Source organism: Variovorax sp. WDL1 (genome assembly GCF_001541225.1).
In the GTDB taxonomy this organism is placed as follows: domain Bacteria; phylum Pseudomonadota; class Gammaproteobacteria; order Burkholderiales; family Burkholderiaceae_C; genus Variovorax.
In genome coordinates this window covers 36,442-49,755 of the sequence record NZ_LMTS01000030.1, presented here as the reverse complement: position 1 = coordinate 49,755, position 13,314 = coordinate 36,442, and the positions used below count along the sequence as shown (strand labels likewise).

The 13,314-nt window shown below is 64.0% G+C and carries 17 protein-coding genes; 7 read left to right on the top strand and 10 right to left on the bottom strand.

Translation table 11 applies throughout. From position 1 onward, the window contains the following. Window position 1: 1 nt before the first annotated feature. The 7 genes from APY03_RS06635 to APY03_RS06605 form a co-directional block, all read right to left on the bottom strand. On the bottom strand, window positions 2-1,336 hold the full coding sequence (locus tag APY03_RS06635; protein ID WP_068675149.1) for a type II toxin-antitoxin system HipA family toxin: 1,335 nt from the start codon (window positions 1,334-1,336) through the stop codon (window positions 2-4). 5 nt (window positions 1,337-1,341) lie between these two features. Next, complete coding sequence (locus APY03_RS06630) at window positions 1,342-1,596, bottom strand: hypothetical protein (protein ID WP_232324178.1); 255 nt, start codon at window positions 1,594-1,596, stop codon at window positions 1,342-1,344. 176 nt (window positions 1,597-1,772) lie between these two features. Continuing rightward, a complete protein-coding gene (locus tag APY03_RS06625; protein ID WP_068675145.1) occupies window positions 1,773-3,398 on the bottom strand; it encodes a DUF4942 domain-containing protein in 1,626 nt (541 codons plus the stop codon). A gap of 173 nt (window positions 3,399-3,571) precedes the next feature. After that, the gene (locus APY03_RS06620; protein WP_068675143.1) at window positions 3,572-3,919 is read right to left on the bottom strand and encodes a hypothetical protein; all 348 of its coding nucleotides are present in this window, start codon (window positions 3,917-3,919) and stop codon (window positions 3,572-3,574) included. A gap of 34 nt (window positions 3,920-3,953) precedes the next feature. Next, window positions 3,954-4,328, bottom strand: coding sequence for a VVA0879 family protein (locus APY03_RS06615; RefSeq protein WP_068675140.1), 375 nt, complete (start codon window positions 4,326-4,328; stop codon window positions 3,954-3,956). A gap of 113 nt (window positions 4,329-4,441) precedes the next feature. Continuing rightward, window positions 4,442-4,897 carry an HAD domain-containing protein gene (locus APY03_RS06610; RefSeq protein WP_068675138.1) on the bottom strand — a complete coding sequence of 152 codons (456 nt, stop codon included), beginning with the start codon at window positions 4,895-4,897 and terminating at the stop codon, window positions 4,442-4,444. Further along, window positions 4,894-5,634: a metallophosphoesterase family protein gene (locus tag APY03_RS06605; RefSeq protein ID WP_068675136.1), complete on the bottom strand. Its 741-nt coding sequence runs from the start codon at window positions 5,632-5,634 to the stop codon at window positions 4,894-4,896. Before APY03_RS06605 ends, APY03_RS06610 begins: the two co-directional genes overlap by 4 nt. A 265-nt stretch (window positions 5,635-5,899) precedes the next feature. Between APY03_RS06605 and APY03_RS42350 the strand changes: the two genes are divergently transcribed. After that, window positions 5,900-6,046, top strand: a complete 147-nt coding sequence (locus APY03_RS42350; protein WP_174262852.1) for a hypothetical protein — start codon at window positions 5,900-5,902, stop codon at window positions 6,044-6,046. A 154-nt stretch (window positions 6,047-6,200) separates the two neighbouring features. On the opposite strand, the gene APY03_RS06600 is transcribed toward APY03_RS42350, so the two are convergent. The 3 genes from APY03_RS06600 to APY03_RS06590 all read right to left on the bottom strand — a co-directional run bounded on the left by APY03_RS06600 (window position 6,201) and on the right by APY03_RS06590 (window position 8,417). Continuing rightward, window positions 6,201-6,461: a hypothetical protein gene (locus APY03_RS06600; RefSeq protein ID WP_068675134.1), complete on the bottom strand. Its 261-nt coding sequence runs from the start codon at window positions 6,459-6,461 to the stop codon at window positions 6,201-6,203. 8 nt (window positions 6,462-6,469) lie between these two features. Next, window positions 6,470-7,510 (bottom strand): phosphoadenosine phosphosulfate reductase domain-containing protein, encoded by a 1,041-nt coding sequence (locus tag APY03_RS06595; protein WP_083944199.1) that lies wholly within the window; start codon window positions 7,508-7,510, stop codon window positions 6,470-6,472. A gap of 88 nt (window positions 7,511-7,598) precedes the next feature. Further along, window positions 7,599-8,417: a metallophosphoesterase gene (locus APY03_RS06590; protein ID WP_068675132.1), complete on the bottom strand. Its 819-nt coding sequence runs from the start codon at window positions 8,415-8,417 to the stop codon at window positions 7,599-7,601. A gap of 111 nt (window positions 8,418-8,528) precedes the next feature. Between APY03_RS06590 and APY03_RS06585 the strand changes: the two genes are divergently transcribed. The 6 genes from APY03_RS06585 to APY03_RS06560 all read left to right on the top strand — a co-directional run bounded on the left by APY03_RS06585 (window position 8,529) and on the right by APY03_RS06560 (window position 13,173). Beyond that, window positions 8,529-9,203 (top strand): hypothetical protein, encoded by a 675-nt coding sequence (locus APY03_RS06585; protein WP_068675130.1) that lies wholly within the window; start codon window positions 8,529-8,531, stop codon window positions 9,201-9,203. A gap of 109 nt (window positions 9,204-9,312) precedes the next feature. Then, window positions 9,313-9,723: an MOSC domain-containing protein gene (locus APY03_RS06580; protein ID WP_332112732.1), complete on the top strand. Its 411-nt coding sequence runs from the start codon at window positions 9,313-9,315 to the stop codon at window positions 9,721-9,723. Between the two features lie 357 nt (window positions 9,724-10,080). Beyond that, window positions 10,081-10,377, top strand: a complete 297-nt coding sequence (locus tag APY03_RS06575) for a hypothetical protein (protein ID WP_068675126.1) — start codon at window positions 10,081-10,083, stop codon at window positions 10,375-10,377. Between the two features lie 165 nt (window positions 10,378-10,542). Continuing rightward, entirely contained in the window at window positions 10,543-11,316 is a 774-nt protein-coding gene (locus tag APY03_RS06570; RefSeq protein WP_068675124.1) for a hypothetical protein, read from the top strand. A gap of 80 nt (window positions 11,317-11,396) precedes the next feature. Next, window positions 11,397-11,669, top strand: a complete 273-nt coding sequence (locus APY03_RS06565) for a hypothetical protein (RefSeq protein WP_068675121.1) — start codon at window positions 11,397-11,399, stop codon at window positions 11,667-11,669. 268 nt (window positions 11,670-11,937) lie between these two features. Then, a complete protein-coding gene (locus tag APY03_RS06560) occupies window positions 11,938-13,173 on the top strand; it encodes a phospholipase D-like domain-containing protein (RefSeq protein WP_068675119.1) in 1,236 nt (411 codons plus the stop codon). The last annotated feature ends 141 nt before the right edge of the window (window positions 13,174-13,314 follow it).

The following is a 13,314-nucleotide window of genomic DNA, read 5'->3' as shown; positions in this document are numbered from 1 at the left end:
TTCACTTCGGCGCCGGCGCTGGCTCGACCTCTGCATCGTCGACAGCCGCCGGCACGATCGGCTCGATCAGCGCGTCCAGAGCGTCGATGTCCCTGCCTGACAGGCCCGCTTCCTCATAGAACTGGTGCCGGTGCGCGACGACGTCGACGACCCGGTCCACGACGGCATACGCACCTCTATCCGTAAGCTTGAAGTAGTCGAACTCGGACAGCACGTTTTCCATCGAGCCCAGGCGGCCCTGGGAGCCGATGCGCAGGTAGTGGTGCGAGGACGCCTGTGTGACGACGTCGAAGACCGGCGATAGACGCAAGCGCTTCAGGCCTGCGGACTCGGTCTCGATGAACCCGGTGTTCTTCAGGTGGTCGTCAGTGTTCTTGACAGCCACGTTGAGGGCCATGCGCGCGAAGATGCTCGTGCGGTCGTGAACGGGATCAGTCGATACCGCCGATGCAATGTGGGCGAGGTTCGCATAGGAGAAGACACGCTGGTCGCGCGAGCTGCTCAGGCGCTTGTCGTCGGGAACCGCGCTCACGAGGGAGATGGCGCTGGCGTAGTGCAGGCGCTGAAGCTGGGGATTGCGGTCGAAACGGCGCACCTGCAGGACGGAACCGAGCTCTGTCTCGACCAGGCGCACCTCGGGCACTTCGATGCCGATGGCGGCCGCCATTCGCATGTTGGCGTACTCGACGCGCTGCCGGTCGACCGTGCTTCCGGGCTCGCTGAACTTGCAGATCCAGATGCCGTTGTCCCGGTCTCGCATCACCGCCTTCGCGCGCGCGCCGCCGATCGACCAGGAGCCCGCCAGGAGGCCCTGCAGTTCTTCGGGCATGGGCGTGGTCGCAAACACGTTGTGCGCGGCCTGGTGGACCCGCAGGAGATCCTGTTCGATCAGGGGCAACGTGTCGAAGCCGGGCAGGTCGCTACGCTTCAGATCCGGACGGGTCGAGAAGAGCAGGGCGCCCACGCCGTTGCCGCGGCCCATGAGCAGCAGGGCCGATTCGGCGGGGTTCGCGATGCCGGTCTTGTGGCGCATGACCTGGCGGCCCCAGATGTCGGGACCGGCGTCGAAGAGGACACCCAGGTTCACGAACTTGCTGTCGGTCTCGATCCATCGAGGCGTGGCCGTCAATGGCAAGTTGATCGGGTCGAGCGGGAAGCGTCGCCGCTCGTTGGCGAGCCACTCGGCCACGTAGCGGAACTTCGCCGAGAAGCCGCCGACCACTGAAGCATCGAAGCGCATCTCGCCGACCGGGCGCACGCCGTCCGGGCGGTCAATGTGTACGAACAGCCGGGCGGGGACAGATTTGGCGTCTGCTGAGGGTGTGGAATTGCGCATGTGCCTCAGGAGGAAGGGATGCTCGGCCGGCAGGGCTTGGGCGTGCGCCCGCGCTCTCGGCGCGCGCCAGATACTGGCGACGCACTCTGGGGCAGCTGTGTGAGCGCCTCGACCACATCGACGCCGTAGACCTCCAGCGCCATGATGAAGTCGCCGATGGCAACTCCGCCGGCCGGAACGCCGATCTGACCGGCGGAGGGTTCGGTCGACTCCATGCGCTGATAGGTGCGCAGACCCACACCGATTCGCTGTGCAGCCATGGCCTGTGACTCGCCATGCTGCAGGCGTAAGGAACGCAACGTCTGCGAAAGAGCGATGACAGCAGTTTCAGCCTTGATGGACAGGGCAGGCATGGTCTCCATAATACGCCAAATATGGCGTTTTATCGAAGACCCTACCACGCTCCGCGGCGGCTCGCCTCGCGCCTCGCCCTGGCTCACGGCTTGGTTGCAGCGTAGATGGCCACGCTGACCCCGGTACCGGCGAACTCGTTCGAGAACACGCCGGACCATTCCCCCGCCCAGCCTTCGAGCAGATCCTTGCCGCGCATGGACGCCGGCAGGATGGCCACGATCCGGCCGCCGGCCTGGACCAAGGTCGAGGCTTCGTGCAGGTGCGCCAGCGCACGGCCGTCCGCAAAGGGCGGGTTCATCAGGCACTTCGTCCACCTGGTGCTGCCGGCGCGCTGAGCGGTCGCCCAGGCGATGAAGTCCGCCTGGTGCGCCTGGTAGCCCCTTGCGCGCAGAACGTCGCACCGCAGGCCCGAGATCTCGACGCACGTGGTCCGTTCGGCTGGCAGCAGCCCGGCAAGACCGCCTATGCCGGCGCTCGGCTCGAGATAGTTGTCCTCGGGGCCGTCCGCACCAAGCATCTCGTAGACAGCTTCTGCGACTGTGCTCGGCGTTGGGTAGAACTGGAAGGACGCGGCATCCGGGATGCACCCGGAGATGCGGATCTTGTTGAGCACGGCGGTCGGGTTGAAGTCGAAGGTGTAGCCGTACCTCGAGGGCACGCCCCCGATCGCCTCCAGCACACGTTCGGCCTCGCGGAGGGCGTGCTTACCTTCGTCCTTTCCGCTGTAGGAGAGCGAGAACTCCCAGGTGCCTGCCGCTTCGTGGCGACCCACGCCGCCAGCTTCCAGCAGGCGCAGTACCGCGAAGGGCAGGGGACGCTCCATCAGCTTGAAGGTCTTCGGCTTCGACGTCGGGCGCGCCCGGAACTTGGCCGGGATGGCCATGGGGTACAGGCTGGCCAGCACGCTGTTGAGCCGGTAGGAGATCTCCGGGTTGATCTCGAGGTGCGCGGTCCCAACCCCCCGATAGATGCGGATGCGCAGCGCGCCGCCATCGATGTCGTGCCATTCGCCCCATGCACCGCTCTCGGCGATGCGGCGAAGCACGTTGGCCGTTTCATAGTGCTTCAGTCCCGGGCGGCCCATGAAGGTCGCGATAACCGAGCGCAGGTCGTTGATGAGTCCCGCGCGGCTGTGGTTCGGGTAACCATCGCTGAGGACGTAGCTGAGGATCATCCGCTTCGAGAATCCCTGCGGTTGATTCGTGACATGGGTCCCCGAGAGACCTCGGAAGATGCCGTCCACGCGCTCGCAAAAGAACTTGTGGCGCGAGGCCAGCAGATCTGCAATGGTGGGCCTGACCGCCTCTTCAGTGAATGGCACCGTCTTGCGATCGGCGATCGCTGTGTTCCATTGGTCGCGGCGGCTTTGCGGCATGCAATCCAGGACGTCGGTGAGCGCGAGGGCCTTGGACCAGTAGCTCGCATCGAGCACGGACATCGCACCGTCCACGTCGGCCAGCGAGCTGATGGAGAAGTGGTGCCCGCGCCTGATCTCGCTGGCTTCCAGGAAATAGCTCATCGCCGCTCTGAACTCCTCACCAAGCAACGCGTCGGCGAGTTGTTCGATGCTGCGCTTTCGCGCCTGGTACTGGCCGAGCAGCTCGTCGAGCACGTCGCTGCTCACCGGCGCAAAGAAGGTTGCGCTCTCGTCGACCAGCTCGGTTTCGGCGCGCTCGACGGCCTGTAGTTCTTGGGCGTTGCGGTTCATTGCGAACCAAGATTTCGACGAAGGCCTTCGCCTCGCGCTCTTCGATCGGCTCGACGCCGGCGCGGCGCGGATCGAAGACTTCGCCGGCGGGCCTGTAGCTTGCGCGACGGTGATTCCAGCGCTGGCAATGCAGCTCGAGTTGGCGCGGGTGCGCAGCTGGTTGGACCACGCCCTCATTCGAACGCATACGCAATCCTTCTTCCAATGATCCGCTTCTCGAGCACGCTCAGCGAGTCGCGGGTGCCAGCAAGGACGTCCTTCCCTACAGAACTGAGAAAGCAGGCGCCCGGCGTCGTGCGGAGCCACTCGTCGGCGGTCCCTTGCGAGAATTTCAGGCCCAGGTGCTTGGCCACCGCGATTCCCTTCGTGTGGCCATGCCTGAACGCGAGCAGGATGCTCATCGCGTGCTGATGGTGGCCCGGTGGAACGTAGAAGACGCCATAGCGCCGGTCGTAGACGAACGGCCGGTTCAAGTCGGACTTGGCGAGCGGTTCGGGCATCGACATCTGCGCATCGCACATGCTCCACCATTGCTTGTCGGTGAACGGTTGCACATCAAGCATGGGCGGGCCCGGCGAAGGCAAATACGCGCGTGATCGCGCCGCTCTCGCTGCGAACCGCGACCGGGTTCAGGCCGATCAGGCCACCGCCGGCGTAGTTGCACGGGCCGCCATCCTTCTTGAAGGTGTGTGAGTCGTCGGCGCCGAGGAAGCGACCGAGGCAGGAGAACGCGGCTTGTGTGTCCTTCGCGCCGGCGTTCTTCCAATCCTCGACGGCGGCAACGTGGCCGCAGCTCGGGCACACAAACCGCCACTTCAGGGGATCTGGCCCGAACAGCCGGGAGGCTTCGGCGCGCCATTGCTCAGCGGAGAGGATCGAGTCGGAAAGGCCGTTGGCCCCGATGGGCTGGGAGGTCTGATTTGTGTTCACGGTATGGGCCTGACGCGAGATGTGAAAACAGTATGCTGATCCGCGATCGATTCGCGCAAGGCAGAAGCTGCTTCACTTCGCCGATCGCGATTTGCTACGGGCGGCCGTCGGGCCTACAGGCGTGACGCGTCGAGGTGAGCGCGGAGGGCCTGCGTCGCGTCGTCATCGAACCCAACGAACGATCCGCACGCGACCAGGCGATTGACGTGCCGGTCGAACTGCCACTCCGCGTCATCAAGGGCGACCCACGGCTGTTCAACGCCTCCATTCGCCGCGAGCCATTCGCAGATCTCGCCCTCCCGGCGAGCGTGCACGTAGCCGGCGTTGTCGCGCTTTGGGAGCGGCGTAGCCCCGATGATGCGTGGGCCAATGTCGGGCGAGAAGAACTCGCGCAGCTCATCGAGCGAGAGGCGTTCGCGCCACATCGAGCTGATGACGATGCGCACGTGCGGGAACTCGCGCAGCAGCGCCTCCAGCCGGGGCAAAAAGCAGAAGTCGGTGCCGTCGTTGGGAAGGTGCCCTTCGCCTTCCGGATGCAGGACGCCATCGAAGTCCAGGAAGAGGATCAACGCGGCCCTCTTCCGTCGACGAGCGGCCAGGCCAGGTGCGACCCCATGTCCACGCCGAAGGCCCGGAAAGGCGCGGACGCCGACATCAGCCCCTCGTGGACGTAGTCGATAGCTCGGTGGTGGTGCCCATGCACGGCTAAAGATGCACCCATGGAGACTGCGAGATGGTCGATCGCCTGGAAGCCAATATGACGGCCCGCGTAGGCGCCTCCGGGGGCCGCCGCCGGCGCCTCATGCGACACAAGAATATCGGCCTCCAGCCCGAGCATCGCCTCGTATTCGTAGAGGAAGATGCTGGACAGGTGCTTGCGCGCGAAGCCACCGCGCCATGGGCCCTCCACCGTACCGCCTCGAGTCACATGGCGCAGGAGGTCGGCGCGGGAGCGGAAAGGCGCGTTAGCCTTCGGCTCGTCAGGATTCCAGATCCTCCCGCGAAAGACGCCGCCCAGGCCCGCGACCCGGTAGCCAGCGATCTCGACGACTCGGCCGTGCAGGTTCCGATCGGCCAGTTCCGAGCCCCACAGGTTGTCATAGTCGGCATCTGAGTCGGTGTCGTGATTGCCGTGAATGAACCAGATCTGCGTGAGGTCGCGGATCGACCGGAGCTCGACGTGCAGCGGCTGCCGCGCCTGGACATCGCCGAGCAGGATGATCGCCTCGGGCCGATAGCGCTGGACCGCGGCGATGATGGGCTTGAAGTCCCCGTGCGGATCACCGAAGAACATCAGCTTCGGCACCGCGCTGCTGGCTGTCCGCGAGGATGGAGGTTGCTGGGAACTGATCATTTGGTGGAGCCGAGTTTGTCAGCTCTTGGAGTAAGGATGGGAAAGTCGGCAGGGGAGTTCCGTTATGGAGGAATCGGCCGCCCCTGACCCCGGGAGGTCCGATTGATACAGAAACGGAAACACCGCGTCGCCGGCAGACGCGCTCTGACGCGCGCCGTGAGGATTACCTTTGAGGCATGCGAGCAATCGGCTCGTCGACATCTAAGGAGTTGCCACCATGTCCACGCCTCTTCATTCCGAAGCGAATCTTGCATTGCCATCGAAGCTGTCAAGCGTGCAGGCCCGCGTGCTCGCCGCTCAGAAGCTTCCGGTAGCACTGACTCTGGCCGCGATCATTCTGTCGGTGTTCGGCATTCGGTCGTAGCCGTCCTTCGCATCGGAGGAGGTTTGTTCCTCGAGCCGCGGTTGCGAGTGGTCGGTCGCGGGCCGCATTGTGGACGCTGCGCGGCGCGACCGTAGGGCGGATAGCGGCCGAACGAGTTTCTGCGAAGCGGTCGTTCATTGCCCCTCGCACGCCGTTACCTGAGCAAGCGCGCGATGTGCCCCGCGTAGACCGCGACTACCTTCCAGTAGAAGGCCATCGGGGCCTTCGAGAAGCGCCACGAATGCTGCGCTTTCATCTGAGCGCTTGCGCGGATGTCGAGCAGCAGGGCGCGCAGGTGTTTGCGTGTGTCCTCAGGCAGAGACTGGATCTCGCGCGCCGCTGGCAACTCGATCAGCGGGTTGCGCACGGAGGGCCGCAATGACCGCGGCACTTCGGAAGGGGTGATGATTGCCATGCTCTTGTTCAGGTAGGACCGCAGCTCTCGCCGAACGCTCCTGCAGGTAGCTTCCAGCTTTCCACAACGATCGGCGCATCAAAGGTGGTCGACATCGCGCACTCGAGCCAGAAGCCCGTTGCCGCGGGGTAGGGCGCGCCCAGATCAGCCAGTGCGCCGACGGCGAGCTTGCGATGGATCGTCACGCCGAAGTCCTGCTCGTACGCTGCAATCCGGCTGAAGGCTCGTGGCGCGATCGCACGATTCGTGGCCCATTGGTCTTTGGATCCGAAGATGCAAAACTGACATGAGACACGTCCGTAACCTAGACGGTACGCTGGGTGGACTTCCAGGCGGTGCTTTTCGATGATGGCCCACACCTGTGCCTCTGACCACCCATGCACCGCTCGCCAATGGTCGATATGCCGGGCAGTCTTTCCGTGGCGGCTGTCGGTGCGATGCCGCTCGAAGGTGGCATAGCGCGCCCGCGAGCTGGATTCCTCGGCGCGTTCCCCGGTGACCACGAGCGTGCGCTGATTGCGAAACTTAAGGTCATTGCGCAGGTATGACGCGCCCACATCGATCTTGGCGGCACTCGAGCACCAGCGCGTCGAGAGCGAGGCGCTTTGCTGCGGGAACTTGCGCCGCGTGCCCAAAGGGCCATTCACGCCGCCGACTTCGATGCGTTTGCCATCCTTGTAGAACACCACCGGCGCGGTGCGCGTGTCCTGACGACACATCTCTCGCTCAATCCCACCTTCTCGCCAGGATGTGACGAACTCCATGCCCAGGTGCCGCGCCACGGCCTGGCCGTAGGCGAGCGTCACAGGCCAATCCATCAGGCCTTCGCCCGCATCGGGGTCGCCGTCGACGTTATGGTGGTGCAGTTCGATCTTGCTTGCCGGCACACCCAGATCGAGCAGGTGGAGCACCGACGCCAGGCTGTCCTTACCCGTGGAGAAGAAGCACACGAATCGGTCGTAGGACCTGAGGTCCGGCGTTCCGTCGTCCTCGATGTAGGTGAGTTCGTCCTCGGCTTTGGAGGTGGGCTCGGTGGCAAGCAGGGTCATGCAGACCAGCATACGTACCGCACTCGGAATCGCGCTAGGGCAGATCGAGAAAATATGTTCGCGCAGTCGGCTCGGCGCGAAGTAGAAGCTAGATCTCGATGATCAGCGCCGGATTGAATGCGGGATTCAGCTCGGGTTCGAATGAGCTCGCGTAGCCGCGCGGGTTGCACACGACGCGCGTGTTGCCGACGCGATAGTCCATGCTCTCATGCGTGTGTCCATGAATCCAGCAGGCCGCTACCTTGAAGAAGCTCTCAGGGAGCTCATTCACGTACGCCGTCGAGACCCAGTTCGAGGCGAACCTCGGATGCAGCGAGCCGCGATGAGGAGCATGATGCGTGACGACGACCGTGGGCCCGTCGAAAGGTTCGACAAGCCTGTCGGCGAGCCACTGCCGCTGTCTGAGGTGAAGAGCGGCTGTGTCCTCCGGAGCCAAGCGGCGCTTCTCTCGTTTGGTGGCGCCACGACGGCTTACGGCCTCAACCACTCGGATGCGCCGGTAGTCATTCATGCTCGACCGTGCGGCCTCCATCGCGCGAGGAACGTCGCTCATGGTGCCCTCGCCTGTCTTGATCGCGAGCGCAAAGTCGGTCCAGAGCGTAGTTCCGAGGAACCGGACACCCTGCAGCACGACCTCGCCGGAATTCAGCGCGTGGACGTTGCCAGAGGCGGCACGGTCCATGTCCTCGAGCGTCGTGTCCATCACGCCGCCGTAGAACTCATGGTTGCCGGGTACGAAGACGATGGGCGTCTGCTCACCGAAGTTGTCGGGCCGCTGGGCCCACCGAAGCGCCTTGGCCGCCGTCGCCGCGATGTCGCCTGCCAGGATCACGACGTCGGCCTCGAACTTCGGCACGCGGAAGGTGCCGAACTCGAGGTGCAGGTCTGAAAGGGCGAGGAGCTTCATGTCGCCACCAACTTTACGGGAGGCGCTCTTGATCTCGCTAGGGCAGCGGCGCCGGTAACCGATGAATGGGAGGAGTAGCATGCCGGGGAGTCCCTCCAAGGAAGCCGAAAGTTGTCGTCGTTCAAGACCCAGGCGCTGCTGCGGCGCGTCGCCGCCACGTCCAGCCCGGAGCGTTCGTTCTGGAAGGCCATTGGCGCGCTGGCGCAGGAGCCCAGGCCGAACTGGGGCCTCGATCTCCACGCGGGACGGCAGCCGCTGGCGACCGATGCGTTCGTCTACCTGATCGACACGGGCAATCTTTGGGTCGCGGCCGCGGCGATCTTGCCGGCGCAGCTGGCGTCACTGAGGCACGAGGTCGATGAAGCCCGCAGCACCGCTTTGCGAGCCCTCGCTGCAGCGGCCATGGCCAGAGCCATCCAGGCGGCTCAGCCGAACGGGGGATCGATGGCGTTGCCGGAGACGTTGCAGGCGTTCGCTGCAGGCCTGCGCGCGATCGCCGCGGCGCCGGGGTTCATCGCCACGGCCGAGCAGTCACCGGAGCTCGACAACCACCACTGGATCCTGCTGCTGTACCGTCTGATCGACGGCGAGGTGCTCGCTGGGTTTGGCCACATCGATGACCCGGTCCCCGGCATGCGCGAACACGAGATGCTGGTCGAGTACGTCGGGACTATGGTCGAGATGGATGTCGCCTCGGATGGCAACATCATCAATGCGGCTGTGAGGCAGGCACGGGGGGTGCAGTTGGCGCCCGCCCTGCGTCACCTCGCCGCGGGCGGCTTTTAGCATGGAGGACCTCCGCGCTCTGACCCGCCGCTTCCCCCGGGCGGGCCGCGTCGATTCCATTCATCTCCGTCCCTCCCGGCGCGCTCCGACAATTTCGGTGGGCCAAGTCATGGCCCTTGTCGATCAAGGGCTCGAAGGAGACCACAGCTCCAGCGGCCGCGCTGGTGGCCGCCGGCAGATTACTCTGATCCAAGCCGAGCATCTGCCGGTCGTGGCCGCCCTTGCGGAACTGCCTCAGCTGGACCCGGCCTTGCTGCGACGCAACCTGGTGATTTCGGGCCTGAACTTGACGGCAGCACGTTCCCTCTTTCGGGATCAGCCTCTCGAAGTGGCGATTGGGGACGAGGTCCGTCTGGAGATCACTGGACCTTGTGAGCCATGTTCTCGAATGGAGGAGGTGCTCGGGCCGGGCGGCTACAACCTGATGCGAGGGCATGGAGGGTTTACGGCGCGGGTGCTTCAAGGCGGAACGTTGCGCGTCGGCGACCAGGTGATCTGCCGGCTTGCTGCTGAGCCTTGAGTTCGGCTCGACGCCACGGCCGCGTTCAGCCTGACATTCTTCTCGCCACCTTGACTTAAACCGCAAAGCAAACGCTCGGTATGACTCGGCCCATGGCGTGGAAGACCTAGTCAAGCCGTGATGTGCTTCTTCCCCGGCAGGATGCCTTGTGTCGAAAAGTTGCATCGGCGGCGACGCGCCGCAGCAGCGCCTGGGGTCTCCAAACCTTCGTTCTGGAAGGCCGGTACGGTGGGCGACTCGAATGGCCTCAGCAGAGACGCATCCACCGGGCATCGGTTCCGGTCCAAGTGGCGACGTTCACCGCCGACTGTGGAAAAGTGCCGTGCGGGTGGCAGTGCGTGCCGCTACGCTAGCAGCATGAAAAAAATCATCCTCCTCCTTTCGTCGGCGCTCGCGCTCGGCGGCTGCGCAACCTCTCGGACGATCATTGGCCAGGACGGCAAGCCGCTGCACAAAATCTCGTGCGACGGCTCGGTGCTGAGCATTGATGCCTGCTACGAGAAGGCGGGGGAAATCTGCGGGAGCGCGGGCTACGACATTGCCAAACAGGACGGCTCCGTGACGCCCTTTTTCTTCGCTGGCTCTGGTGGCTCATTCACGGCTGGCTCAGTCGTGAGCCGTAGCGTTCTGGTGCGCTGCAAGGCGGTTAGCTGAGTCTGGAAAACCGGGGTGGTCGCACAACGCCATTGGCCGCTTGCGGCCAAACACCGGCCATCCGAGCCCATTGCTCAGGGCAGCGGTTGTGGCGTTGAAAAGCCCTGCCAGAATGCATACCGGCCGCGCGACGGCGGAGCGCCCATACCTCGACCCAGGAGCTGAATGACAACGCAGAACCGCGATGACAGAGTCTTCATTAAGAACGCAATGCCGCGTTTTTACGCACACGTGGAGGAGACCCTCAGCCTTGATCGGCCCGAACTGCTAGAACAGCTCGGGTCGCTGCACCTGGTGGGGCGGTGCAACTGCGGCTTGGACGGCTGCGTCTCGTTTGTATGCGAGTCGGCTGACGCGCGCTTCGCATCTATTAACGGCCGGCGCCCACTTTCCTATCCTCTCGACAATATGCACGGTTGGTACACCGTATCTGACGATGGCGTACTCGCTGGTTTCGAAATTCTGAACGACTACGACGACGGGTATCTGAATAGTCGCCTTCTCGATGCCGGCTTCGGTTTCGAAGCTCGCTCGGCCGAGGCGACCCTCAAGGAGTCTTCCGGGGGCGCAGACGGTGACGGCGAAGGTTCGCCGCCGCCTCTCAAGCTCGGTACGAAAGCTCAGGAAAAGAAAACGTCGACTCGTTCCGTTTACATGACAGCTGGCGCAACCCAACATCTAATTGAGTACCGGCTCGGTGTTCAGGCATACGGCCCGGAGGAGGTCTTGGACTTTACCGAGGTCGCGATGGCCTCGAACGCTAGCCCGGAGGTTACCGTTGCCCAGAAGGTTCGATACCTCTCGCTGCTGAGCGTTGCGGTGCGTGATCAGCGGACAGAGCGAATGTTCAAAGCGAGGATGCCGCTCAACGAGGTCGAGGATGGATTTGAGGTGCGCACAGTCGTCCCGGAAGGCCGCTCGTCCGGGGGGCGGAAGTAAAAAGGCCCATGACGCCGTCAGCAAGGAGGGGATAGAGTCGGCCACGAGCAGACGTTCGCCAGCAGGTTAGATTTGCGCGTATGACACGTTCACGAACACCTCTTGAGGTTGCCGCCGGCAAGCTCATCGCGGCAATTCAGAAGGAATGGGACATTGAAGCTGGCGAGCCGGAGTCGGCTGCGGGCGAGCACGCGATGCATGCGACCCACGAGCTGCTGCAGGCCGCGTCCAAGTTCGGTTCAATCGTGAGCGTCATCGGCTCTGGCTCGGTATCGGCGTTTTTGGGCGAGCAGTGGGTCCAGGCGCATCCGAAAGTCCTGCCATATATTGCAGCCCTTGAAGGCGCTGGTTGAGCAACGGACGGCAATCGGCCCCATTGCGGACCTGTCAAAGCCCCAAGGGCAACGCCGGGTCTCGGGCGGCAAGCGGTCCTAGCCTTCCCGTCGCCATTCGCTGCGCTACCAATGAACCGGGTAGCACCGGCGAGAATCAGAACACCCCGACACGGAACGACGCGCCAGCCGCGTGCGGGCCGCAAGGGCCTTCGGCAGGGCGATCCCCGTCCGGCCAGGTGAGTCAACCCGACCGTTGCGGTCGCATTTGGGCCAACCTATGGAATTTTTGTTCCTGTCCGACCGCCAGGCAGTGGTCAAGCACCTCACTGCCGAACTGGAGACGTGCAAGCGCGCCGCCTGGGCCGTTGCCTGGACGACGGGAAACAGCGACGTCTTCGAGGCCGCGATGCAGCATGCGGGCAAGTTCAAGTTCCTGCTCACCGGGACAGCCGACTGGATCACGGCGCCCCAAGCCATCGCCGCCATGCGGGATGCCGTTGGCGACAAGTTCCGGGTGCTCGAGCCCGATCGCCTGCCCATGTTCCACAGCAAGATGTACCTCTTCACCGATGACGTCCGCGCGGTGGCCATCATCGGCAGCCATAACCTGACGCGCGGCGCATTCCACCGGAACGACGAGGCCTGCGTTGCGATTGAGGCCGCACATGGCGATGAGCAGATGAAGAAGATGTGGAAATACGTCTCGGATGTCTTCATGAGCCCCGAAGCACAGCTGCCGGACGATGGCTGGCTTTTCAACTACAGCCACCATTACGCGCAGCGCAAGCAGGCTACGAAGCCCCTGAAAGAATTCGTAGCCAAGCCGAAGGTGAAGGTGACGCCTCCGCTACTGCAAGGGCTCAATCTGCCGGATCCCTACAAGCTCGACTGGCCGACCTACGCAGATTTAGTCTTCAAGGAGGATGGCTCCGCGATCGGATCGCACACTTTCGATGGGCGCGCGAAGGTGCTCGAAAAGGTGAAGGAACTCTTCGCGAACGCAACCACCTTCGCGGGGCTCCCGCCCGACGCTCACGAACGAATCGCTGGCACCGTCAGAACCTGGCCCGCGAGCGAGCCCAACTGGCACTGGTTCGGCGCAATGAAGAGCCCGCCGTTTCGAGAGTCCCTCGCCCAGCAGACTGCGAAGTGGTCCGATGCCCTCGAGGCGATCCCTACCATTGGCCTGGTAGAGGAGCACCACTACCGGCAATTCCTGCAGGAGGATCCTGCAAAAGGGAATCTCGCAATCCCGGCACGATCGCGACTGCTCGCCATGAAGCGGCCGGACGTGTTCGTGTGCGTGAGTGAAAGAAACAGCGTCGGCCTCGCGCGCGCATTCGGCTTCGGCATGGAGGGCGGCGCGCTCACAACGCAGACGTACTGGCCCCTCATCGAGAGGATTCGGGAGACCCCTTGGTGGAGAGCCGAACGGCCGACTCAGGCCGGCGACGAGCAAAGACTATGGGACGGCCGCGCCGCGTTCCTTGACGCCCTCTACTACGTCCCTAAACAGACCTGAGCCGGCCGCGGGCGGCGTTTCGCGATCTCTCTTGCACCGGAAGCGACAAGCCTCTTACCCAACCTCCAGCGCCCGGCGTCTAAAGTACCGCTCCCGGCCCCAGGCAGGCAGGAGTCGAGTCCGTTCAAACTTCAGCAATGG

Coding starts and splice junctions, on each gene's coding strand:
- APY03_RS06635 (WP_068675149.1), bottom strand. CDS start 1,336: ATGCGCAATTCCACACCCTCAGCAGACGCCAAATCTGTCCCCGCCCGG.
- APY03_RS06630 (WP_232324178.1), bottom strand. CDS start 1,596: ATGGCTGCACAGCGAATCGGTGTGGGTCTGCGCACCTATCAGCGCATG.
- APY03_RS06625 (WP_068675145.1), bottom strand. CDS start 3,398: ATGAACCGCAACGCCCAAGAACTACAGGCCGTCGAGCGCGCCGAAACC.
- APY03_RS06620 (WP_068675143.1), bottom strand. CDS start 3,919: ATGTGCGATGCGCAGATGTCGATGCCCGAACCGCTCGCCAAGTCCGAC.
- APY03_RS42350 (WP_174262852.1), top strand. CDS start 5,900: ATGTCCACGCCTCTTCATTCCGAAGCGAATCTTGCATTGCCATCGAAG.
- APY03_RS06600 (WP_068675134.1), bottom strand. CDS start 6,461: ATGGCAATCATCACCCCTTCCGAAGTGCCGCGGTCATTGCGGCCCTCC.
- APY03_RS06595 (WP_083944199.1), bottom strand. CDS start 7,510: ATGACCCTGCTTGCCACCGAGCCCACCTCCAAAGCCGAGGACGAACTC.
- APY03_RS06590 (WP_068675132.1), bottom strand. CDS start 8,417: ATGAAGCTCCTCGCCCTTTCAGACCTGCACCTCGAGTTCGGCACCTTC.
- APY03_RS06580 (WP_332112732.1), top strand. CDS start 9,313: ATGGCCCTTGTCGATCAAGGGCTCGAAGGAGACCACAGCTCCAGCGGC.
- APY03_RS06575 (WP_068675126.1), top strand. CDS start 10,081: ATGAAAAAAATCATCCTCCTCCTTTCGTCGGCGCTCGCGCTCGGCGGC.
- APY03_RS06570 (WP_068675124.1), top strand. CDS start 10,543: ATGACAACGCAGAACCGCGATGACAGAGTCTTCATTAAGAACGCAATG.
- APY03_RS06565 (WP_068675121.1), top strand. CDS start 11,397: ATGACACGTTCACGAACACCTCTTGAGGTTGCCGCCGGCAAGCTCATC.